The sequence below is a fragment of the Clostridium culturomicium genome, assembly GCF_000821305.1.
GTDB lineage: Bacteria > Bacillota > Clostridia > Clostridiales > Clostridiaceae > Clostridium_J > Clostridium_J culturomicium.
Genome location: NZ_CCXK01000013.1, coordinates 252,067 through 275,613 on the forward strand (window position 1 = coordinate 252,067; position 23,547 = coordinate 275,613).

Below are 23,547 nucleotides of genomic sequence, written 5' to 3' on the forward strand. Positions count from 1 at the left end.
AAAGTGTATAATTAATATAAAGAATATAAGCAATATGGAGGAAAGATGAAAAGAGATGAAAAAAATCAGCAAAGTAAACTGAAAATAATAAATGCAGCATTAGAAGAATTTGGACAGAATGATTATTTTACTGCATCAACCAACAATATATGCAAAAACAATGGTATATCTAAAGGGTTATTATTTCACTATTTTGGTAGTAAAGATGAAATTTTCATGGTGTGCGTAAGGGCTTGCTTTGATGAATTGAGCATATATGTAGAGGAACATATTCCTATAGATGTAGGCACTGTAGAGGAAATGTTAGGTATATATATGGAATGTAGAATGGAGTTTTTTGAAAAATATCCGTATTACAAGAAGATATTCCATACGGCTGTATATAATACACCGGATCATTTAGCAGAAGAGATTGAACAAGCAAGAAAAAAATTACATAAGGTTAATGAATTATTTTTAATAAAACTATTGGAGAGTTTTAAGCTTAAGGAAAATGTAAAGAAATCAGAAATAATCAGTGTGATTATAGATTTTGGGAATTTTTTATTGTCAAAACATAGGTTAAAAGATAATGATGAAGAATTCATGAAAGAACCAATAGAAGAGTTTATTCAAATGATGAAAATGTTGTTTTATGGAATCATTCAAGAATAGTAGGAGGAAATTATGATAAAAGGATTTATAATTGTAGCTTTTTCAATATTAATAGCTATGATGGTAGGAAAGATTGTACAAAAGTTTAAATTACCAGCTATATTGGGGTGGCTTATAACAGGGATGCTTATAGGACCTCATGCACTCAATATATTTAATTCATCAATTATGGACAGTTCATGGTTTCATATAATTGAAGGTTTTGCAGAGGTTGCAATTGGTCTTATTATTGGAACAGAATTAATTTTGAAAGAACTTAAGAAGTCAGGAAAACAGATAATTACGATTACAATTACAGAAGCTTTAGGAACTTTTTTAGTAGTAACGTTGGCATTTGGGGTTGTATTTTATATAGCTGGCGTGCCTTTAGGATTGGCTTTTGTATTTGGAGCTATAGCATTAGCAACTGCACCAGCACCATCTTTAGCAATAGTAAAAGAATATAACACAAGTGGACCAGTTACAAAAACGTTAATTCCACTTGCAGCAATAGATGATATGGTAGCTGTTGTTGTATTCTTTGTAGTGGTAGGAATTGTGGCAAGTAGTTCAGCAGGCGGTGGAATACCATTGTGGTTTGTTCCACTAATGGTAATAGTTCCGGTTATAATTGGAGCAATTCCTGGTGTAGCAGCAGGTTTTGTTTTAAGAAAAAATATGAATAAAAAGACTACATGTATAGTTACCTTTTTATTTATAATAATTACAGGAGCTATGGGATTAGGTATTAATCATCTTATGGGGAAAAGTGTATTTAATATTATGCTTATGGGAATATCTTTTTCAGCAGTATTTGCTAATATGGTTTCAATAGAAAGAGTACATGAAATAATGGATGCAGTAATGCCATTTGTTGGAGTGCTTATAGTACTACTAATTATAAATCTTGGAGCACAACTTGATTATAATCTAATTCTAGGTGCAGGCTTATATACAGCAATTTATATAATTGCTCGTGCCATTGGTAAAATAGGCGGATCCTATGTAGGAGCAGTTATATCTAAAGCACCTGTTGAAGTTAAAAAATATTTAGGTCTTACTCTTCTGCCACATTCAGGAGTATCATTAATATTTACAGGAATTGCAGTAAGTACCTTTGGAACACAATCTCAAGAAGCAGTAATAATACAAGGAACAATAGCTGCGGCTGCAGTAATTAATGAAATTATTGCTGTGTTTGTTGCAAAGCAAGGATTTAAACTAGCTGGAGAGATTGAAGAAAATAAAAATATAGAAAGCTATACTGCTTGTCAGTAATAGTTATGTAGGGATGATTGAAACAAGCAGTAGGAAGTAAGGTCTACTGCTTGTTTTTGTTATAATAAAGCCTTAATTTTTGAAATTCTAAATTAAACAAAACAAGATAATAATTACATAGTGAATATAAATTAAAAAGTTTTAAAAATAGTGTATAAGAACTTATGTTCTGGTCGAGTATTAAAATATCAAATCAGAACATAGGAGGAATTAAATATGAATAAAGTATCGTTAATAGGAAATGTAACTAGGGATTTAGAATTAAAAAATTATAATGATGGGAAAGGAACTTATGTAAGATTTACACTTGCAATAAATAGTTATAGTGGGAAGCTAAAGGGAACAAGTGTGGAATTTATTAATATTGTTGCTTTTGGAAATAAGTCAGAAGTTTTGAGCAAATATGTAACTAAAGGACGTAAGGTAGCAGTAGAGGGAAGGTTAAGCACAAGCAGTTATATTAATGCGGAAGGTGAAAAGCGATATGCAACTGAAGTAATATTAAGTGACTTTTATTTTGTGGATTATAAAAAAGAAAATGTAGGCTAATTAAAGTGTTTGGTATAAGTTTAATAATGTAAGATTAAAGTACTTAAAACTAGGAAAAGATGAATTTAAATTACTATAGTAAGCTGATTATTAGATAAAATTCAAGGAAAAAACTAAAAATCTTATTAGTGGATATGTCAAGTATTAATTTATATAAAGAGGTTCAAGGAAGGCTAAATAACTTTGAACCTCTTTTGTTATTCAAATGATAGAAAATTGAAAAAGTATTTTCAACACAAACATACTGTAAAATCAAAATGGAATAAATTAAGGTCTTGTAAATAAAGAAATTTGGCATTAAAATATTCTTGTAAACGGTTTATGTGTTGGATAGTAAGAAAAATAAAAAAGGTTATTTATTAACTTTAGGGGGATTATCTATTATGATCAACGAGGAAAAGCGAATTCAGTTGGCAAAGGAAGCTATAGGACTTATTAAGGAGTTTAGAAAAGAAGAACTTCTTGTTAGCACAGAAATAGCTATTGAAATGGAAGCAAGTGAGGATGGGAGTTTAATATTTTTCAAGCATGAAAAGGATGGAGAATATGAATATGAACTAAAGGAAATATCAGAAGAATTAGCTCATGATATGAAGGGGTTTGCAATGTTTGGCCCTGGATTTTATGAAGCTTTTGATATGGAAGTATCTGAATTAAAGGATAAGTATGAAGAGTTATCTAAAGTGGAATTTATTGAGTTTGTGGGAAAATTATATTACATGAAGTATAGATGCGAGGAAATATACGAAAAACTTAAAGATATAGAAATTAAAGCAATGCAATTATAAATTAATATTAAAAAATAATATAATATTATAAGGATCTCTGAAATTTATTTGGTATAATTTTCAGAGATCTTTATATTTAAAGGATAATTAATTTAAAAAGTAAAAAGCCTGTAATTTATTAAAAATAGGAAATATAATTACCAATAATTTTAATAAATACTATTTTAATAATCTGTTCATAATATCATTATAAATTTAAATAGCAATGAATTAAAGATAATATTAGTTTCAAGAATACTTGATTATTTATACTAGAAAGGGGTTGGTTTTACATGAATACTGTAATTGATTTTAGACAAAAGTATGTTGAAAATGTAGATAGAAAGGCGTATGAGCTCTACAATGCAGTAAGGTTTGAGGATGGTTTCTATTCTGTTGCAGATAATAATGCAACTTTTATCTGTGTAAATGAGAGTTTCAAATCATGTAAAAAATTAAATCAAAGGGAGATAATCCAAGCAGTAAAAATGCTCAAAACTAATATGTGGGATTGTTTAATGGTGAAATATGAAGATGGAGAGAATGGAGACAAGATAATAGAAGTATGTAATCTTAGCGATGTAGAAATGGATTCAGTAAAGTTTCTGTTAAAAGATGACTTAAATACTGAAATGAGAGATATGATTGTAAATATGATAGCGTATTATCATAAAGATAATAATGTAATTGTAGTATTTTATCTTCATTATGATTTTGATGTAATGGTGAAGCTTATTAAAAATAAAGCAACATAAGTATTAAGAAATATAAACTTCTGTAAATATGGAAAAGGAATAGTAATAGTACCTGAAAACCTATGTATATTTGATAGGGGCTTTTCAGGTACTAAGTTGTATCTTTTTAGTTTGTTAATATAACCTTTAGCGTCTTTTATCTAATCCATACCCACCACGTGTTCCAGCAGATTCAGTTGTAGTTATAAAGGTTTTAATATTAAGTCCATTTAATATTCCAAGGATTTCTTTTTTTCTCTTTCTAGGAATATAAGCAATGAAAATTTTATTACAATCCTTTTGACCACAAGAATCTAAGATTGTAAATCCAACCTCTAACTTTTGTAGAACTTCTACTATTTTAGGATAGTCATCTATACTACAGGTTATGTTTAAGGTTGCAATTCCAATAGCTATTTTTTCTTCTAATAAGCTGCCTAAAAATGTTCCAGCAGTATAACCTAATACATAAGCTACTGCCTTAAAAGGATCCTCAGTAATGGAGTTTAATACGTTGCTAGCTAATATAATCCATAAAGATATTTCGAAAAAGGCTATACAAGCCCCTTTAAGTCTTTCACCTTTTGAGATAAATACAATTCTAATTGTTGCGAGGGAAACCTCTATCAATTTTGCAATAAAAATTATTAAGTAAATCATATATAATATATCCTCCTTCTTCTGTCACCCTTAGGTGAATGCTAATTATATTGCTCATATAAAATAAAAAGTAGTATAAAGTTGATGATGTATATTACATATACAATTTTAGAAGGTAAATATCCTTCAAAAATTTAAAATAAAAATGTGTAATTAGAAAAAATTAAATAAAAGTTGTTTTGTAAAATATAAAAATGACATACAGTAAATAATATAGTTTGTTATTTCACAAATTTGCATATGTTAGAATAAAAGAGAGGAGCAAGGATGAAACAGAGGAATTATGGCCCCCAATTAAATATAGGGTTACAATTATCTTCTGTATAAGTTCTATGAAATTAATAATAATATTTAAATAATTAATATTGAGTTGAAAACTATGAAAACTATGTATTGACTATGTTAAAAAATTGTCATATAATGCTTGAAGTAAAGCAGAAGTAATGTGAAAACAAGCATTTACAGGTTAATTTATTCAAAAGATAAAATATTATAGGGGGATTCAAATGAAAAGATTTAAATTATTAAGCTTAATTTTAGCAGCTACAATGTCATTAACAATTGTTGGTTGTACTGCTAAAGATGAAAGTGAAAGAGCAACAGGAAAAGCTAAAGATGGAGTATATCAAGGAACAGGAAGCGGTTATGGTGGAAAATTAACTCTTGAGGTTGAAACTGAAGGAAACTCTATAAAAGATATAAGGTTAGTAGAAGAACATGAAACTGCACCAGTTATGAACAGAGCATTTCCAGTAATAAAGGAGAGAATAATGGAAGCACAATCTCCAGTAGTAGATAGTGTTTCAGGTGCAACATTTTCATCTTTTGCTGTGAAAAAAGCAGTAGCTGAAGCAATGAAGGAAGCTGGAAAAGACTTTGGTGAAATCACAATGACTACTCAAGGTCCAGCTGTTGAAAAGAAAGAATTAGAAGAAGTTAAAACACAATTAGTAGTTGTTGGTGGAGGTCCAGCTGGACTATCAGCTGCAATAGAAGCTAAGCAAAATGGTGTTGAAGATATTATTGTTGTTGAGAAGTTAGATATACTAAGTGGTAATGGTAAATTCGATATGAACTTCTACGATTTAATAAACTCTCAAGCACAAAGGGATAATGGAGTTGAAGATTCACCAGAAGCTTTAGCTGCAGATTTAAAAGAAGAGGGTGCCTGGGATACAGATGAGCGTTTAATGGCACAAGCAGAGGGTTCGGCTGAACTTGATCTATGGTTAAGAGAAATGGGAATAGAGCTTAACTACAACTATGGTGGAAGAAATCACATGGCTGAAGCTGATGCATATGCTGGTGAAGAAATCCAAGATAAAATGGAAGCTAAAGTTAATGAGCTTGGAATTGATGTTAGAACAGGAACTAAGGGTCTTGACTTAATAATGGAAGATGGAAAAGCTGTTGGAGTTAAAGTTGAATCTAAAGAGGGTACATATGACATAAAAGCGGATGCTGTTATCATGGCTACTGGAGGATTCTCAAATAATAAAGAACTGTTAGCAAAATATGCTCCAGGAACAGAGAAATTACAAACATCTAACCAAATGGGAACAACAGGAGATTTTGTATCAGTGTTTGAAGAGAATGAAATTCAATTAGGACACATGGATACAATAAGAATATTCCCAACCATTATAAGCAATAGAAGAGATTTAACAGGTGGTGGATCTACAATATTTGTTAACAAAAATGGAGAAAGATTTATTGATGAAACTAAAGGTGGATTAGAGCTTGGTAGTGCAATATTAGAGCAAGAAGGTGGAAAAGCTTACTATATCTATGACCAACAATTATTTGATGCTTCATACAGGTTACAAAAACACAATGCTTTAGGATATCATACTTCAGCTGATACTTTAGAGGAATTAGCTGAAAAGATGGGAATAAATGCTGAAAACTTAGTTAAGACTGTAGAAGAAACTAATAAAGCTGTTGATGGTGAAACTGCTGATCAATTCAGACAAAAAGCTTTAGGTAAGAAAATAGAAAAAGGACCATTCTATGCAGTTCAAATAGAGTCAGCTGTTCATATGACTAAGGGTGGCGTAGTTGCTAACGAAAAAGCTGAAATATTAAATACTGATAACGAAGTAATTCCAGGATTATATGCAGCTGGAGAAGTTGCTGATTCAAGTGCAGCATATTCTGCATCTGTAGTATTTGGAAGAATTTCGGGAGAAGAAGCAGCAAAATATATATCAAATAAGTAGTATAAAATATAATAATCTTAATATAGAAAGTTCATCTATTAACTTATTTAATAGGTGAACTTTTATTATTGAAGAGAAAATGGCATTGGTAAATTTCATATAAAGTTAAAGAAGATTAAAAAGTAATTTATAAAAATATTTCCAATAAATGTATTTTTTATAATACGTAAAAATGAATAAAAATGTAAATTGAGAACAGTTACATATATGAATAATAGGAATTGTAAATATTTAATTGTTGAAATTTTTTCAATTTGATTGTACAATAATAAATACGTATTTGTCGAAAAAGAAAGAACAATTAGTAAATAAGGGGGAAAACCAATGAAGAACAAAAGTAAAAAAGGCTTCTTGGGTACTGTAGAAAGTATCGGAAACAAGCTGCCGCATCCAGCAATAATTTTCGTAATATTAGCAGCAATTATAGCAGTAGTATCACATGTGTTAGCAAGTATTGGGGTATCTGTAACATATACAGGTCTTGATAGAGCTACAAATGAAATAAAAGAAATGACAGCAACAGTAGTAAGTTTATTAAGTCCAGAGGGAATTAGATTTATGTTTACTACAGCAATATCAAACTTTACTAAGTTTGCAGCCTTAGGAACTGTTTTAGTAGCTCTACTTGGAGTAGGTGTTGCAGAAGGGACAGGCCTTATAGGAGCTTGTTTAACAAAATTAGTTACAAGCACACCAAAAAGATTAATAACACTAGTAGTAGTATTTGCAGGTGTAATGTCTAGTATTGCATCAGATGCAGGATATGTTGTGTTAATACCTCTAGGAGCAGTAATCTTCTTAAGCTTTGGAAGACATCCACTTGCAGGTATAGCAGCAGCCTTTGCAGGGGTTTCAGGTGGATTTAGTGCAAACTTAATGTTTGGACCTACAGATGCACTTTTAAGTGGAATAACTACAGAAGCAGCAAAATTATCAAGTACTCCAGTTGTAGTAGGAATTACTGATAACTGGTACTTTATAGCAGCATCAGTATTTGTTATAACAATCCTTGGAACAATAGTTACAGAAAAAATAGTTGAACCTAGACTTGGTAAATATAAAGGTGAAATAACAGAAAAAGTTAGCACTCTTTCAGCAGAAGAGAAGAGAGGTTTAAAATTTGCAGGAATAGCTCTTTTAATTACTGCAGCGATTATGGCGTTATTAGTAGTTCCAGCTAACGGTGTATTAAGAAACCCTGAAAATGGAGCAATACTTAAGTCACCATTTATGGATTCTATAGTTATAGTAATAACAATATTATTCTTAGTTCCAGGTATCGCATACGGTTATGGATCAGGTTCAGTTAAAAAAAGCAGCACTGTTATTGATTTAATGGGTAAGAGTATGGCAACTATGGGAGGATACATAGTTTTAGTATTCTTCGCAGCTCAATTCGTTGAATACTTCACATATACAAACCTAGGAACAGTAATTGCATCTAAAGGAGCAGCCTTCCTAAAAGGAATTGGCTTAACAGGACTTCCTTTAATAATAGGATTCGTATTAGTTGCAGCATTCATAAACATTTTCATGGGATCGGCATCAGCTAAGTGGGCTATAATGGCACCAGTATTCGTTCCAATGCTTATGGAGCTTGGATATTCTCCAGCATTTACTCAAATGGCATACAGAATAGGTGATTCAACAACAAACATAATATCTCCATTAATGAGCTATTTTGCATTAGTAGTTGCATTTGCTCAGAAATATGATGATGAATCAGGAGCTGGTACAATAATATCAACAATGCTTCCATACTCAATAGTATTCTTTATTGGATGGTTATCACTTCTAATTGTTTGGTATGTATTGAAATTACCATTAGGACCTGGAGTAGGAATAGGAATGTAATTTTAACTTTAATTAATAATGAAAAAGATTATATAAAATTTTTAAGAAGAGGTGCTGGACAAGCGATACTTCCTCTTGAAACTGAAGACCTAAGGCATATAAGATATGTCTTAGGTCTTTTATTATAAGTTAATATATTTTTTATTGCAGAAGGGTTGCTTAAAAATATGATGTTTTTCTACAAGTATTGAGAAATTTCTTAATTTAAATTTAACTTATTGGAAAACTAAAAGAGAGTAATGAAGAAAATTGCTTGCAGTCTTTAAACATAATATTACATTAATGTTATATAATATAAGTAAATATTGTAAGGAGGGGATATAATGTATAAACTTTCAAAAAGTAAACGTAAACTTTTAAGTCTTTTTGTTGCTTTTACAATGGTGTTAGGATTGATATCTACGCCGTATAAAGTTGTATTGGCAGAAGGAACACAAGAAAAAATAATATTTGAGGAAGGATTTACGGGGGATAAAAATAGAATTTTTGCAAGTGAAGGATGGATTTTAAATCCAGAAGCTATGGCAGGGTATGATAGCAATACAAACTTTGGAGTGGAAAAGCCATCAGCTAAACTTGAGAAAACAGGCATGTATATTGAAAGTCCAGGATTCACACTTGAAGCGGATGGAACTTTGACATTTTGGGCAAAGGGACAAAATAATTTAGCTAATTCAGAGTTATATGTTAAAGCGTTCAAGGACGGAAGCTGGGATACATTAGATACATTAAGTGCTGAAAATGGAAAATTAACTGCTAATCAAGTTTCTAATGCGACAGTTGTAATTCCGAAACAGTATACAAAAATAAGACTAGAGTATAAAAAGGGAACTAGCAATGTATCTATTGATGATATCAAGCTTGTAGGAATTGACGGTGGTTCAGGTCCAGTAGATCCTCCTGTAGACCCACCAGTGGATCCTCCAGTAGAAGGAAATATAATTTCTATCGCTGAGGCAAGAACAAAAACTGATACTGTTAAGGTAAAAGGAATTATTACATTTAAAGAAGTTTCAGGTACATCATCATTTAATTATGCAATACAAGATGGAACAGCAGGTATTGCTTTAAGAGGAAAGGATGACTTAAAAGTAGGGGATGAAGTAACGGTAGAAGGGCCAGTAGGAGCTTATAATGGATTAGTCCAAATTCAATACTCTTCTATTAACCAAAATTCTTCTAATAATACATTACCTACACCAAAAGAGGTTAAAATAGCAGACATTATTGACAATGATGGCGGCGAAAAGTATGAATCACAAAGAGTTAAATTTACTAATGTAACTATAGGTGAAATAGTTACAGGAGGTAGTACAACAATTACAGATAATGATGGGAAAACAGCTAACATATATAAAATTCCTGAATTAACTGATATTGTAAAAAATAATAAGATTGATGTTATAGGAGTATGTTCACAATTTGCAACAAGTGGCATAGGCGGGTATCAAATTAGAGTAGCATCAGCCACAGATATAGTAAAATCAACTGTTGTGCCTGAAGTGGATACTAAAGGACCAGAGCTTGTTGTGGTTTCTCCAGGAAGCTTGACAACTACAGATGTAAGACAACCTATAAAGATATCCTATGAAGATCCATCTGGTGTAAGTATGGATAGTTTAGCAATCACATTTGATGGTACAGATGTTAAAGGAAAATGTGAAATTACAGATAAATATATAATATATAATCCAGCAGAAGATTTATCTATTGGAAAACATAAAGTAAGTATTACACTTAATGATACTTTAGGTAATGTAGGTAAATTAGAGGTTGAAATAGAAGTTAAAGAGAAGGTAAATGTGGATGGATTAAACATATATTTTGGACAACTCCACTCACATACAAATATCTCTGACGGAGAAGGTTCTATTGAAGATGCATATAAATATGCAAAGGAGTCAGCTGGAGTTGATTTCCTAGCTGTTACAGATCACTCAAACTCTTTAGAAAATGATACAAAAGCTTCTATGGCAGATGGTTCTGTAAGTCCAGAGTGGGTTAATGCAAAAAATACAGCTAAGAAATATAGCGATTCTAATTTCTTGGGTGTATATGCTTATGAGATGACTTGGTCAAATGGAACTGGTCATATGAATACTTTCAATACACCAGGATTTGAAAGCAGAAATAAGGAAGGTTTAAAAAATTCAGATGCTAAGGCATTAGAAAATTATTATAACATTCTTAAAGAGTATCCAGCTTCAATCTCACAATGGAATCATCCAGGCAAAACCTTCGGAGATTTCAATGATTTTGCTTTATATGATCCTCAAATTGATAATGTTGTTAATTTAATAGAAGTTGGTAATGGTGAAGGTCAAGTTCATGGTAGTGGATATTTCCCTTCTTATGATTTTTATACAAGAGCTTTAGATAAGGGATGGCATGTTTCTCCTACAAACAATCAAGATAACCATAAAGGTAAATGGGGGAATGCGAATACCGCAAGAACAGTTGTATTATCAGATAACTTAACAGAAGAAGGTTTATATGATGCTTTAAGAAATATGAGAACTTATGCAACTGAAGATGAAAACTTAAGCATAGTTTATACTTTAAATGATGAGGTTATGGGATCAATGCTTAGTGATAAGCCTTCAGAAGTGAAAATAAAAGTAGAGGTAAAGGATGCAGATGCTGAAAATATTGGTAAGGTTTCTGTAATTGTAAATGGTGGAGCAGTTGCAGATTCTAAGATTATAAATGCTAACGAAGGTATTGTTGAATTTACTTTACCAGCAGATTACTCTTATTATTACATTAGAGTTGAGCAGGAAGATAAGGATACAGCAGTTACTGCACCAGTTTGGGTTGGAGCAGTTGAAAAGGCTGGAATATCAAAGAGTGAAGCAAGTACTTCAATGCCTTTAAAAGGTGAAGAATTAACTATAAACACATCTATATATAATAATGAAGATTATCCAATGACAGTTAAAAGTATGGAATATTCTATTGATGGTAATGTAATTAATACTTCAGCAGAGGAGTTTGAAGTTAAGTCCTTAGGAACTAAGCAATATTCCTTTAAATATACTCCAAAAGCAGCAGGCAGTTTTAATGTAAATGTGAAGATGACTGCAGTTATTAATGGAGTTGAAAAGACTTATACAGGAGTTGTAAAGCTTAAAGTTACAGATCCTTCAGTAATTTCTAGAGTTGTTGTTGACGCAACACATTTCAATGATTATGTTGCAGGATATTATGCAAACAGTATGAACAATTTCACAAAAATAGCTAATTCAGATAATTTTGATGTAAGAATTGAAAAAAATAAAATAACTGATGAGATTTTAAAGGATGCTCAATTATTAATTATAACTGCACCAGCTAAGAAGGCTGGAAATGTAGGGGGAGTTCCATATCAGCCTCAAACTTTTAGTGATGAGTTTATTTCAACTGTTAAGAGATATGCAGACAATGGTGGAACAGTTATAGTTACAGGAATTGCTGATTATCAAGATGGTATAGGTGAATTTGCTTCATCAACTCAAGTTAATAAGCTTTTAGCTGCAATAGGAGCTACAACAAGAATTAACAATGATGAAGTTGTGGATGATGTAACCAATAGTGGTCAACCATATCGTTTGAAGTTTAAAAATATAAACACTGATTCACAATATTTAAGTGGTGTAGTAAGCGAACAAGAGTACAGCTTTTATAGTGGATGTTCCGTTGCTTTAGATAAGGCAGCAGTTGAAACAGGAAAAGCTGATTGGCTTGTTAAAGGTCATGAAACAACCTACTCCTTTGACTCAAATAAAAATACTACAGGAGTAGCAGTACCCAAGGGTGAAGTGGTTGCATTAGCCAGTGAAAAGCTAGCAAGTGGCGCTAATGTATTTGTGGCAGGAACTATATTTATGTCTAATTTCGAAGTTCAAGCTTCATTAGATAATTATGGGGATCTACAATACTCTAACTACAATATAATTATGAACGTTCTTGATTCAGTAAAAAAAGAAGTTGCAGTAACTCCGATTTCTGAAGTTAGAAATGCAGATATGGGAACTGTATTCTGTATTGAAGGTTATGTAACAGCAGGAACTAATGAAGGCAATGCTTTCTTTGACACCATATATGTTCAGGATGAAACAGCAGGAATTAATATATTCCCAGTAGCAGGAATAGATTTACAGGTTGGACAAAAGGTTAGAATTATTGGGTCTGTTAGTGCTTATGAAGGCGAAAAGCAGATTAATCAAAGTAGTATTGAAGTGTTAGACGAAGTTAAGATTATGGAACCAACTAAGATGACAACAAATGCTGCAACTTTGGAAGCTAACAAGGGACTCTTAGTATCTGTAACTGGAAAAGTTATGTCAATAGGGGAAAATAATTCTGGTGCAATGATATTAAATGATGGTTCTGGAGATGTTAGAGTATTCTTAAATGGATATGTAGGTTCTTCAGATGGAAGTATAGAAGTTGGTAAATTTAACAGCAATATTAAGGTTGGGGACACAGTAACAGCAATCGGACTAGCTTCAACAGATCCAGAGGGTCCAAGAATAAGAGTAAGGGATTCTAAGGAAGTAAGTTTAGTTCAGTCTAGAGAGTCTGAGATTACAATTCTTCATACTAATGACTCCCACGGAAGAGTTAAGGCTGATAGTTCAATAATAGGAATTGATACAATTTCAGCTATTAAGAAATCAATGCCTAATTCATTATTAGTGGATGCTGGGGACACTTTACATGGTCTTCCATTTGCAACATTAAATAAGGGTGCAGATATAGTTAACTTAATGAAGCTAGCTGGATATGACTTAATGGCTCCAGGAAACCATGACTTCAATTATGGATATGAAAGACTTCTTGAGCTTGCAACATTAGCAACAGAAGGAGAAAATGGATTTAACATTATTTCAGCAAACGTATTGAAGGATAATAATCCTATATTATTACCAAATAAGATTAAAGAAGTAAATGGAGTTAAGGTTGGTTTCTTTGGATTAACTTCTCCAGAAACAACTTACAAGACTAATCCAAACAACGTTAAAGGCTTAGATTTTGCAGATCCTATATTAACAGCTAAGCAACAAGTAGAGGACCTAAAGGCGCAAGGCGCAGAGGTTATTATTGCCTTAGCTCATATTGGAACTGATGAAGCTACTGAAATTAGAAGTGATATGGTTGCAGAAGCTGTAGATGGCATTGATGTAATTATCGATGGTCATAGCCATAGTACTTATCCAGAAGGATATGTAACTAATAATGGAACATTAATTGCAAGTACAGGTCAATATGAAGGAAGCCTTGGAAAGGTATCTTTAGTAGTTGATAATGAAACTAAGGAAGTAAAGGTTAAGACAGCAGCTTTAATTTCTAAGGATCAAGCTTTAGCTTATACTCCAGATTCAGTGGTTACAGATGAAATTAAATCTATTGATAAAGAACAAAGTGCTGGATTATTAGAAGTTGTTGGTAAAAACTTAACACTTCTAAATGGAGTAAGAGAAGATGTTAGATCGAAGGAAACAAACTTAGGTAATCTTATTCAAGATTCAATGCTATATGAAACAGGAGCTCAGATTGCAATTAGCAATGGTGGAAATATTAGAGCCAATATTGATGTTGGAGACATAACAAAGGGTGAGATTATTACTGTTCTTCCATTTGGAAACTATATTGTAACTAAGTATCTAACAGGTGCACAAGTTAAAGAAGTTTTAGAGTTTGCAGTAAGCAAGTCCCCAGCTGTAAATCCAGCATTCGCCCATGTTGCAGGTATAAAATTCAGCTATGATGAAAGTAAACCTGAAGGACAAAGAATCATTGAGATTACCATGGATGGTAAGAAATTAGATATGGAAAAGAAATACCTTGTTGCTACTAATGACTTCTTAGCAGTTGGCGGAGATAATTATCCTTGCTTTAAGGATATACCAACTGAAAATGAATTTGGAGCTATGGAAGAAGCATTAGCAGATTATATTAAATCTCTAGGTGAGGTTAATTATGAAGTAGAGGGAAGAATAACCAAAGATACTTTTGAAAATGTAGCTAATAAAGAGGCTGCAGCTGCAGTTACAGATTTAATAAATGCATTACCTGAAAGTGTAACTTTAAAAGATAAGGACTTAGTAGTATCAGCAAGAACAGCTTATGATAATTTAACAGAAGCTCAAAAGGCGTTAGTTTCAGAAGAAATAGTTCGTCGATTACTAGAAGCTGAAAGTGAAATTAAAAAGCTTGAAGAGGCTGAAAAAGATCAGAAGGCAGCTGATGCTGTAATTGAAATGATTAATAAGTTGCCAGCTAAATTAAATTTAAAGGATAAAGATTTAGTTGTTAAAGCAAGAAAAGCATATGAAGCTTTAACAGAGGCACAGAAAGAACTGGTTTCTAAAAAGCTGGTTGATAAGCTTGTAAAGGCTGAAAAAGATATTAAGAAGCTTGAAGAAGCTGCAAATAAACCAACTAAACCTGGCCTTCCACAAACAGGTGCAAGTCCAGTTAAACCATTATATTTTGGTACAGCTATATTATTAATAGGTCTTGGAGCATTAGTTTTTAAGAAAAGAAATAATACAGATAAGAAGGCTCAATAATAAATAAAAAAATAGAAGGCAGACGTTAAGACTGCCTTCTATTTTTTTGAAATTGATGTTATTTTTTTATATCTATTATGTTTTGAACTAATGCCTTGCATCTTCCGCATGCTGAACCAGCACCAGTAATTTCAGCAACCTTATCAGTAGTATCAGCTCCGTTATTTACAGCATCAAGTACTGCCTCTAAAGAAACATTTTTACATCCACATACTGAAGCAAGAATTTTTTCTATTTCTCCAGCACATCTTCCACAACCAGTAGCAGCGCCAGTCATATCTTTAATTTCATCTAAAGTACGTGCTCCGGCAATCATAGCTTTTCTAATATCAATATAACTAACGTTTTTACATCTACAAACGATTCTATCTCCAGCCATTATTAAAACCTCCGTAATAATTATTATTTGTTAATCATTATTATAATTTAAAGTTATAATAAAATCAACAAAAGAATTTAGCAAGTTCATCATTAATTAAATAGGAATTCTAAGGATAATAATTTAACAAGTTATTACCGTTAGTAGAATAAATATAATCCATACATGGAAATATATTGAAAGTAAGAGGTGATTAGATTATACTTAGAACAATGAAGTTATAAGTGAATTATATTTAAATATTTTATTATAAGGCAAAAGTTATGTAAAGGGTGTATCAAGATAATGGTGGCAATAATGATAATTTTATTTTTAGCAGCAATAATTATATTTTTAATATATCCTAAAAGGTGTACTAAAACACAAGAAATGATATTAGATGGCGTAAACTATGCTCATAGAGGGTTACATTCTAAAGATAAATCTGTGCCTGAAAATAGTATTTCTGCGTTTAGACTGGCAGTCGAAAAAGGATATGGAATAGAACTAGATGTGATTCTTTCAAAAGATGGAGAAGTTATGGTATTTCACGATGATACATTAGAAAGGATATGTGGAATATCAAGAAACTTTGAAGAATGTACTTTAAGGGAACTTAAGCAGATGAAGTTATGCAATACAGCAGAAGAGATACCAACTTTTCAAGAAGTATTGAACATAGTTGATGAGAAAGTACCAATTATAATAGAAGTTAAATCTGGAAAAAGAAATAAAGAGTTGTGTGAAAAGGTATTAGATCATGTAAGAGAGTATAAGGGTGACTATTGTATAGAAAGCTTTAATCCATTTATAGTTTTGTGGTTCAGAAAAAATTCACCACAAATTATGAGAGGCCAATTAATGATGGATAGGAAAAGATATAAAAATGTTCCTAAATGGATGGGGTTTGTAATGAGTAATGCTCTTGCTAATGTTATATCAAGACCAAACTTTATTGCATATGGGACAGGTAAAAAAAGTTTTCTATTAAGAAGTTCAGAGAGACTTGGAGCTATGAAGGTAGTTTGGACAGTGAATGATACCTTAAATTATAGAAAATATGAAGAAGAAAATCATGCAGTTATTTTTGAGTATTATGAACCAAAATCAAAATATAGATAAAATATATTAAAAACAAGCATAATAAGTTTTAGACTGCACATAATATGATTGGGAAGCTGGATTGCCCTAATATAAATAGGAAAATGTATAAAGCATATAGTTCTTTAATTCATATCTTCTATTTGTTTTGTCAAAGAATCGGGAAAAGCAGAAAGACGCGAACCTTTCTGCTTTTTATTTTTGTTGAATAAAATGTAAGCATGACCATCAATCCACTTTTGACAAGGTTATAGACAGGTGATATCATACTAAATAATCAGATAATTCTTTAATTTGATTAATTTTAAATATTTTAAATTATTTGTTTATTCGTTTGTGTTTATATGAGGGGGAAGAGTTATGGGAATGAAGGTTGAAAGAGTAAGTATCATTGGAGTAAGTGGAATAATTAGTGTTTTGGTAACATTTTTATTAGTATCAGTTTTAGCTCAAGTAATATTTATTCTGGGGATAGATGTAAATGTGCAAAATGAAATAATTCAAGTGGTATGCAATGCTAATGATTTACAAGTTCATTTATCTGGAATTATAAATATAGCAATATTTATAATTGGTTGTGTAATAGGAAATTTAATAACTAGAGAGACATATTTAAAATCATCAATTAAGAACTATAGTAGTAGTTTATAAAAAACCTCCATGAGGTACTGTAATACTTCATGGAGATTTTTTATAATAATAATTACTAATTTAGAGATTCAAGTAATTCTTTAAGTTCCTGTAAGGTTGATACTTCATAAGTAGGTATTATATTCTTTGTGTTTTGGATTTTGTTTGGATTATACCAGCAGGTATCAATTCCAAAGTTTATACCACCTTGGATATCAGAGGTTAAACTATCTCCAACCATTAATACCTTAGATTTATCAAAATGATTAATATTATTTAGTGCAAGTTCAAATATCTTAGGATTTGGTTTTGAAACTTTTGCTTCTTCTGAAATAATGATGGATTCAAAATGATTAGCAATAGCTGACTTTCTAATTCTTTTATTTTGAACATCACTAAGGCCATTAGTTACTATTGAAAGCTTATAATTGTTTCTTAAATCCTCAATTAGAGTTGAAGCACCTTCAAATAAAAATGAACCATCAGCTAAGTGATTCATATAAGCTTTTGCTAGAAGTTCAGCTTTAATATTAAGTTGAATACTTTTACGTAATCTTTCAAATCTATCAATTTTAAGCTTTTCTTGAGTAATTAATCCTTCTTCGAATTCTTTCCATATGACAGTGTTTATATCTTGATATATTTTTAAATGATAGTTTTCATCATAGCTTACGCCAAATTCCAACATTGTGTTTTTAAAGGCTTCTTTTTCTGATTTCTTAAAGTCAAATAATGTTTCATCTGCATCAAAAATTATAATTTCGTATTTCATTTTATCCCCCATAGTTAGATTATATTTTAAATTAGCTTTATTAAGTATTTTAGCATAAGTTTACTTGTAAGTATCATAAAACTTTAATCATTAACTACTTAAAAGGATTTATTTCATGTATAATGATATAAAATATAAAGATTAAGGAAATACGGATATGATAAAGAAATATTTTTATAATATAAACTATGCTGAAAATGAATGTGATATATGTAGAATGGAACTAAAATATTTGTTTGGAGAAGATATTAAAAAGAAAAATATATTATCACATGTTAATGTGAAGATGGGAAGGAGCCCTTTTCTTAAAGAAAAGATTGAAATTATTATCCGAAAAAATTCTTTGAGGGAAATAATAGACGAAATAAGTGAAACAAACTTAATTTGTGAGTCTTATAAGGTTGTTTATGTAAAACATGATGGACAAACGGTTCAATATGGGGATAGGATTGAAGCTGTAAAAGCTGTTGGTACAGCTATCACTGGCAAGGCAGAAATGCATAACCCTAAAATAGTATATGGAATTACTCAGATAGATGACAAGTGGATTTTTGGAAAATATGAAAGGGATGATTGTAAGTGGCATAGTCATGATAAGAAGTTACATTCCTATTCTAATGCAATAGGATTAAGATTATCCAGAGCTTTAATTAATATTGCTGTTGGAAATGATTTAAGTTTAACGATAATAGACCCATGTTGTGGTGTTGGGACAGTAATAATTGATGGATTATCAATGGGGATAAACATTAAAGGATTTGAAAAAAATAAACAGATTGCTCGAAATGCAAAAGAAAATTTAAGCCATTTTGGATATGAAAATGTTATTACAACAAGTGATATGAGAACTATAAAGGAAAAATTTGATGTAGCTATAGTGGATTTGCCTTATGGAGTTTTTACACCTATAACTGAAAAAGAACAAGAGGAGATTATAGAGACAACAAGAAAGATTGCTGAGAAAGTCATTTTTGTTACTTTTGATAATATGGATGAAATTATTGAAGAAGCTGGGTTTCAAATTGTTGATAAGTGTTCCATTTCAAAGGGTAACTTTACAAGGTGGATAAATATATGTGAGTAATAAAAAAGAAAAGGCGTGGTATAGAATTAGGATTTCTATGCCACGCCTGATTTATTTAATTATGATAGACTAGTCTTTTATTGAGATGCATGTAATTGTTCTAAAATTGCATTTTACCAGAAGAGGCCACCACGGTTGCCACAACAATCACGGCCTATTCCTCCAAAGCCGCCGAATAGCAATAGAAGAATTAGCCATGAGTTATTACCACCAAATCCACATCCATTTCCGCATCCAACGTTAGAACATGAATTACAACAATTGTTTGTCATTGGTGTACAGCAATAATTTGTACAGCAGTTGCAATTGCATCCGCAGTTACATCTACAAGAATTTCTATGACTACTCATATATATTACCTCTCTTTTAATAGACTTCCAGCTAGACATGGAAGCACGGGGAAAGCATACAGAACAAAAGTCCTGATAGAATATTAAGAATACATTCAAACATATATTCCTAATACCATAATATTAAACACATTAATTTTGGGAACATAATATTGATGAATTTTTAAAAAGACGGATTCTAGTATTTAATTAACTAGAATCCGTCTTAAAATATAAATTAGATTTTTAGTTTATAATGCAATTTAAAAATAAAAATAAATTATCATTTTATAACTGAAAACTTTTAGAAGAAGCAGAATCCACAGCCAAATCCAAATATAATTAGTAAAATCCATAACCAGCTGTTATCATTAAAACCACAATTACAGCCATAATTGTAAGGATTATAGTAAGAATATTGATTTGAATAATTGTATGGATTATAGTAACCATTAGTTGGATAGTTAGCATAATTGTAATTTTGATAATTATATCCACAAGACATATATAATACCCCCCAATATTATATTTTCTAAGTTGTACTTAGAAAGTATTTAAACTTGAAGATTAAACAAGTATTTGTATTGAAATATATAGAAGACTCCTCTTCGTATTCATTAAGGAGAGTAAGTTCATGTGTACAAACCTACGGTTTGGTCACTCACTTAAGTATATATTTCTAATATTATAGTATTAAGATTTATTGTTTTTGGGACAAAAATGAGGAATATATTTTGTAATTAAAGAATAAAAGCACTGCATATATTGTTGCAATGCTTTTATTGCTTATGAAAATTATCTTTAAAATCCTTAAATTTAACTGCTATATCAGGGTTTTCTTCAATGAAGTCAACAAGCAAACGGAGGTTTTCAACAGTAGAGCTGCTTATTATATGTTCAATTAACTCAGTTTCAACTAGAACATCGTTTGATGAAGTTAAGAGTTTAAGAAATCTTTCAATTGTTGAATGTCTTTGTAGTAAAAATTGACCAATTTGAGAACCTAGATCAGTTAATGTAATTAACCCATACTTTTCATAATTTATTAATCCTAAGGCTCCTAATTTTTGCATCATTTTTGACACTGATGAATCACGGACATTTAATAAATCAGCTAATTTATTTATTCTAATAAATTCTTCACCGGAAAGGGTGTGTCTATATATCATTTCTAAATAATCTTCCATAGATGCTGTAAGCAATTTTTCATCATAGGATTTTTGTTCATATCCACGAGCTGTAAGAAATTCATTACTCATTTAATCACCACACATAATTTTTATAAATTGTAACAATAAAAGGGAAATTTACATATGTTAGAGTAGGGAAAGAGTATTTCCTCCCTCTAAAAGTTATATTCATTGTAATTTATTTTTAGAACTTTAAGATTAAAATGTAGGTAAATTAGGTTAATTAAGTAGGTGCTACAAAGGTAAGGAGTGTTAAAATGATAAATGAAATAAATAAATATAATAAAATAGAGTCTTTAGACAGTTTACCATTAGGCGGAAGGTGTAGGGTTCAATATCTTGCATCTGATGGAAATATTAGAAGAAGAATGCTTGATCTAGGTATAATAAAAGATACTGAAATTGCAGCTTTAACCAAAAGTCCATCAGGAGATCCAGTGGCTTACTTAATTAGAGGTGCAGTAATAGCAATTAGAAAAGAAGATGCAGCTTTAATTTTCATTGAAACTATTTAATGCGGTTAAATATAGTGACTTATAGTTTCAAATTCTCGGATTAAATCTGAGAATTTGAAATTTTTCTCTTCAATTTTAATCAATTTATTAGGAGGAATATATGGGGTTAACTAAACAATCTACAGGAAGTAATTCCATAGATAAAGAGTTAAAAATAGTTCGTATGGATGAAACAGATAAAGTCATTGCTTTAGCAGGTAATCCTAATGTAGGAAAAAGTACAGTCTTTAATAATTTAACAGGCTTAAACCAGCATACGGGAAACTGGCCAGGAAAGACGGTAACTAATGCACAGGGAAGGTATAGGCATAAGGATAGAGATTTTATTCTTGTTGATATTCCGGGGACGTATTCATTAATGGCCAATTCAGTAGAAGAAGAGGTGGCTAGAGATTTTATTTGTTTTGGAAATCCAGATGCAACAATTGTTATAGTTGATGCAACCTGCCTAGAGAGAAATTTAAACTTAGTATTGCAAACAATAGAAATAACTAAGAATGTAGTTGTATGTGTAAATTTAATGGATGAAGCTAAACGAAAAGGAGTTAATGTCGATTTAGTTAAGCTTTCATTATTACTTGGGGTTCCAGTGGTTGGAACAAGTGCAGCAAAGGGAAAGGGCTTAGATGGATTAATGGATGTGATTTATGATTTCACATCGGGTAAACTACAAACAAAACCATTAAAGATAGTGTATAGTGAATTAATTGAAGGTGTTTTAGAAGCAATAGAAAATGAAGTTGAGAAAATTGCAGAAGTTAAGAAATGTGACGAGAAAAGATATGAAAATGAATTAAACACTAGATGGATAGCCTTGAAGTTATTGGAAAATGACCAGCAGCTATTAGAAGGAATTGATAAGTTTTTAGGCTATAATTTATCAAATGATATAGCAATTGTTAATAAGATAAAGGATGGAAAAGAGCAGTTAAGGCTTCATAATATTGATGATGAAAGCTTTAGAGATGAAATTGTAACCACAATAATAAAAAGGGCAGAAAAAATAGGCAGCAGGGTAGTTACTTATGAAAGTTCTAACTACAGTAATAAGGATAGAAAAATTGATAAGATATTAACCTCAAGAACCTTTGGAATTCCAATCATGATTTTACTTTTAGGAGTAGTATTTTGGTTAACTATCACTGGTGCAAATTATCCTTCGGCTATGCTTTCAAAAGGATTATTTTGGATTGAAAGCAAGCTTAGTGAATTTCTTATAGGGATTGGTGCACCGGCATGGATAGATGGATTATTTATTAAGGGAATGTATAGAACTTTAGCCTGGGTTGTGGCAGTAATGCTTCCACCAATGGCAATTTTCTTTCCACTATTTACTCTTTTAGAAGACTTAGGATATCTTCCTAGGATTGCGTTTAATCTAGATAATTTCTTTAAGAAAAGTTGTGCTTGTGGAAAGCAAGCACTCACCATGTGCATGGGCTTTGGGTGTAATGCTGCTGGAATAATTGGATGTAGAATTATCGATTCACCAAGGGAAAGACTTATTGCGATAATAACTAATAACTTTGTACCTTGTAATGGCAGATTTCCAACTCTAATAGCAATAATAACCATGTTTTTTGCTGGTGCGTTTATAGGTCCTGGGCAATCAATAATTTCAACAATAATATTAACAGGAGTAATTCTTCTTGGGGTATTTATGACACTGGCCATTTCAAAAATATTATCTAAAACAATTTTAAAGGGAATACCATCATCGTTTACCCTTGAATTACCCCCTTATAGAAAGCCACAGGTTGGAAAAGTAATTGTAAGGTCTATTTTTGACAGAACTCTTTTTGTACTAGGGAGGGCAATTTCCGTAGCAGCACCAGCAGGTATTGTAATCTGGGTAATGGCAAATGTAACAATTGGTGATATTAGTATACTTACTCACTGTGCAAACTTTTTAAATCCATTTGCAAAGCTTATAGGTCTTGATGGATATATCTTGATGGCATTTGTTTTAGGATTTCCAGCTAATGAAATAGTAGTACCTATAATTATAATGAGTTACACAGCAACAGGTAGTTTAATAGAGTTTGATAGTTTAACACAGCTTAGGCAGCTGTTGATAACTAATGGATGGACTTGGCTGACAGCAGTAAATGTAATGTTGTTTTCATTGATGCATTGGCCATGCAGTACTACTTGTCTAACAATAAAAAAAGAAACCCAGAGCTGGAAGTGGACTGGACTTTCTTTTCTTATACCAACAGTTACAGGAATAGTGATTTGTTTTATAGTCACATCAGTAGTACGATTTTTAGGATTAGTATAAAAGAAGACAGATGAATTAAAAGTTAACGGCACCAACATA

The 23,547-nt window shown here is 31.2% G+C and carries 19 protein-coding genes; 13 read left to right on the plus strand and 6 right to left on the minus strand.

The features are described 5' to 3' along the window. Nucleotides 1–45 precede the first annotated feature (45 nt). From BN1075_RS03115 to BN1075_RS03135, 5 genes are all read left to right on the plus strand, one after another. Complete coding sequence (locus BN1075_RS03115; RefSeq protein ID WP_052406361.1) at nucleotides 46–654, plus strand: TetR/AcrR family transcriptional regulator; 609 nt, start codon at nucleotides 46–48, stop codon at nucleotides 652–654. A gap of 12 nt (nucleotides 655–666) precedes the next feature. After that, the gene (locus tag BN1075_RS03120) at nucleotides 667–1,911 is read left to right on the plus strand and encodes a cation:proton antiporter (RefSeq protein WP_040191576.1); all 1,245 of its coding nucleotides are present in this window, start codon (nucleotides 667–669) and stop codon (nucleotides 1,909–1,911) included. Between the two features lie 216 nt (nucleotides 1,912–2,127). After that, nucleotides 2,128–2,460: a single-stranded DNA-binding protein gene (locus BN1075_RS03125; protein ID WP_040191577.1), complete on the plus strand. Its 333-nt coding sequence runs from the start codon at nucleotides 2,128–2,130 to the stop codon at nucleotides 2,458–2,460. A 383-nt stretch (nucleotides 2,461–2,843) separates the two neighbouring features. Beyond that, the gene (locus BN1075_RS03130; protein WP_040191578.1) at nucleotides 2,844–3,248 is read left to right on the plus strand and encodes a hypothetical protein; all 405 of its coding nucleotides are present in this window, start codon (nucleotides 2,844–2,846) and stop codon (nucleotides 3,246–3,248) included. A 272-nt stretch (nucleotides 3,249–3,520) separates the two neighbouring features. After that, nucleotides 3,521–3,982 carry a hypothetical protein gene (locus BN1075_RS03135; RefSeq protein WP_040191579.1) on the plus strand — a complete coding sequence of 154 codons (462 nt, stop codon included), beginning with the start codon at nucleotides 3,521–3,523 and terminating at the stop codon, nucleotides 3,980–3,982. A gap of 126 nt (nucleotides 3,983–4,108) precedes the next feature. Here the strand turns inward: BN1075_RS03135 and BN1075_RS03140 are convergent, their stop codons facing one another. Further along, on the minus strand, nucleotides 4,109–4,621 hold the full coding sequence (locus BN1075_RS03140; protein ID WP_040191580.1) for a DUF5698 domain-containing protein: 513 nt from the start codon (nucleotides 4,619–4,621) through the stop codon (nucleotides 4,109–4,111). A 506-nt stretch (nucleotides 4,622–5,127) separates the two neighbouring features. On the opposite strand from BN1075_RS03140, the gene BN1075_RS03145 reads away from it, so the two are divergent. The 3 genes from BN1075_RS03145 to BN1075_RS20555 all read left to right on the plus strand — a co-directional run bounded on the left by BN1075_RS03145 (nucleotide 5,128) and on the right by BN1075_RS20555 (nucleotide 15,248). Continuing rightward, nucleotides 5,128–6,840: an FAD-binding protein gene (locus BN1075_RS03145; RefSeq protein ID WP_040191581.1), complete on the plus strand. Its 1,713-nt coding sequence runs from the start codon at nucleotides 5,128–5,130 to the stop codon at nucleotides 6,838–6,840. Nucleotides 6,841–7,164: 324 nt separating this feature from the next. Then, complete coding sequence (locus BN1075_RS03150; protein WP_040191582.1) at nucleotides 7,165–8,694, plus strand: AbgT family transporter; 1,530 nt, start codon at nucleotides 7,165–7,167, stop codon at nucleotides 8,692–8,694. Nucleotides 8,695–9,017: 323 nt separating this feature from the next. Then, nucleotides 9,018–15,248, plus strand: a complete 6,231-nt coding sequence (locus tag BN1075_RS20555; RefSeq protein ID WP_052406362.1) for a 5'-nucleotidase C-terminal domain-containing protein — start codon at nucleotides 9,018–9,020, stop codon at nucleotides 15,246–15,248. A gap of 58 nt (nucleotides 15,249–15,306) precedes the next feature. Here the strand turns inward: BN1075_RS20555 and BN1075_RS03160 are convergent, their stop codons facing one another. Continuing rightward, complete coding sequence (locus BN1075_RS03160) at nucleotides 15,307–15,627, minus strand: (2Fe-2S)-binding protein (RefSeq protein WP_040191584.1); 321 nt, start codon at nucleotides 15,625–15,627, stop codon at nucleotides 15,307–15,309. A gap of 297 nt (nucleotides 15,628–15,924) precedes the next feature. Here BN1075_RS03160 and BN1075_RS03165 point away from each other — a divergent pair, with 297 nt between their 5' ends. Further along, nucleotides 15,925–16,728, plus strand: coding sequence for a glycerophosphodiester phosphodiesterase family protein (locus BN1075_RS03165; RefSeq protein WP_040191769.1), 804 nt, complete (start codon nucleotides 15,925–15,927; stop codon nucleotides 16,726–16,728). 339 nt (nucleotides 16,729–17,067) lie between these two features. Next, nucleotides 17,068–17,358, plus strand: coding sequence for a hypothetical protein (locus tag BN1075_RS03170; RefSeq protein ID WP_040191585.1), 291 nt, complete (start codon nucleotides 17,068–17,070; stop codon nucleotides 17,356–17,358). Nucleotides 17,359–17,413: 55 nt separating this feature from the next. On the opposite strand, the gene BN1075_RS03175 is transcribed toward BN1075_RS03170, so the two are convergent. Continuing rightward, the gene (locus BN1075_RS03175; protein WP_040191586.1) at nucleotides 17,414–18,109 is read right to left on the minus strand and encodes a YjjG family noncanonical pyrimidine nucleotidase; all 696 of its coding nucleotides are present in this window, start codon (nucleotides 18,107–18,109) and stop codon (nucleotides 17,414–17,416) included. 157 nt (nucleotides 18,110–18,266) lie between these two features. Between BN1075_RS03175 and BN1075_RS03180 the strand changes: the two genes are divergently transcribed. Then, nucleotides 18,267–19,193, plus strand: a complete 927-nt coding sequence (locus tag BN1075_RS03180; protein ID WP_040191587.1) for a TRM11 family SAM-dependent methyltransferase — start codon at nucleotides 18,267–18,269, stop codon at nucleotides 19,191–19,193. Between the two features lie 113 nt (nucleotides 19,194–19,306). Here BN1075_RS03180 and BN1075_RS21065 read toward each other — a convergent pair whose 3' ends face one another. The 3 genes from BN1075_RS21065 to BN1075_RS03190 form a co-directional block, all read right to left on the minus strand. Then, complete coding sequence (locus BN1075_RS21065) at nucleotides 19,307–19,543, minus strand: hypothetical protein (protein WP_081911468.1); 237 nt, start codon at nucleotides 19,541–19,543, stop codon at nucleotides 19,307–19,309. 283 nt (nucleotides 19,544–19,826) lie between these two features. Continuing rightward, on the minus strand, nucleotides 19,827–20,027 hold the full coding sequence (locus BN1075_RS03185) for a hypothetical protein (RefSeq protein ID WP_040191588.1): 201 nt from the start codon (nucleotides 20,025–20,027) through the stop codon (nucleotides 19,827–19,829). 274 nt (nucleotides 20,028–20,301) lie between these two features. Then, nucleotides 20,302–20,781: a metal-dependent transcriptional regulator gene (locus BN1075_RS03190; protein ID WP_040191589.1), complete on the minus strand. Its 480-nt coding sequence runs from the start codon at nucleotides 20,779–20,781 to the stop codon at nucleotides 20,302–20,304. Between the two features lie 188 nt (nucleotides 20,782–20,969). Between BN1075_RS03190 and BN1075_RS03195 the strand changes: the two genes are divergently transcribed. Beyond that, nucleotides 20,970–21,227 carry a FeoA family protein gene (locus tag BN1075_RS03195; protein ID WP_042386865.1) on the plus strand — a complete coding sequence of 86 codons (258 nt, stop codon included), beginning with the start codon at nucleotides 20,970–20,972 and terminating at the stop codon, nucleotides 21,225–21,227. 100 nt (nucleotides 21,228–21,327) lie between these two features. Further along, nucleotides 21,328–23,508, plus strand: coding sequence for a ferrous iron transport protein B (gene feoB, locus BN1075_RS03200; protein WP_040191590.1), 2,181 nt, complete (start codon nucleotides 21,328–21,330; stop codon nucleotides 23,506–23,508). The last annotated feature ends 39 nt before the right edge of the window (nucleotides 23,509–23,547 follow it).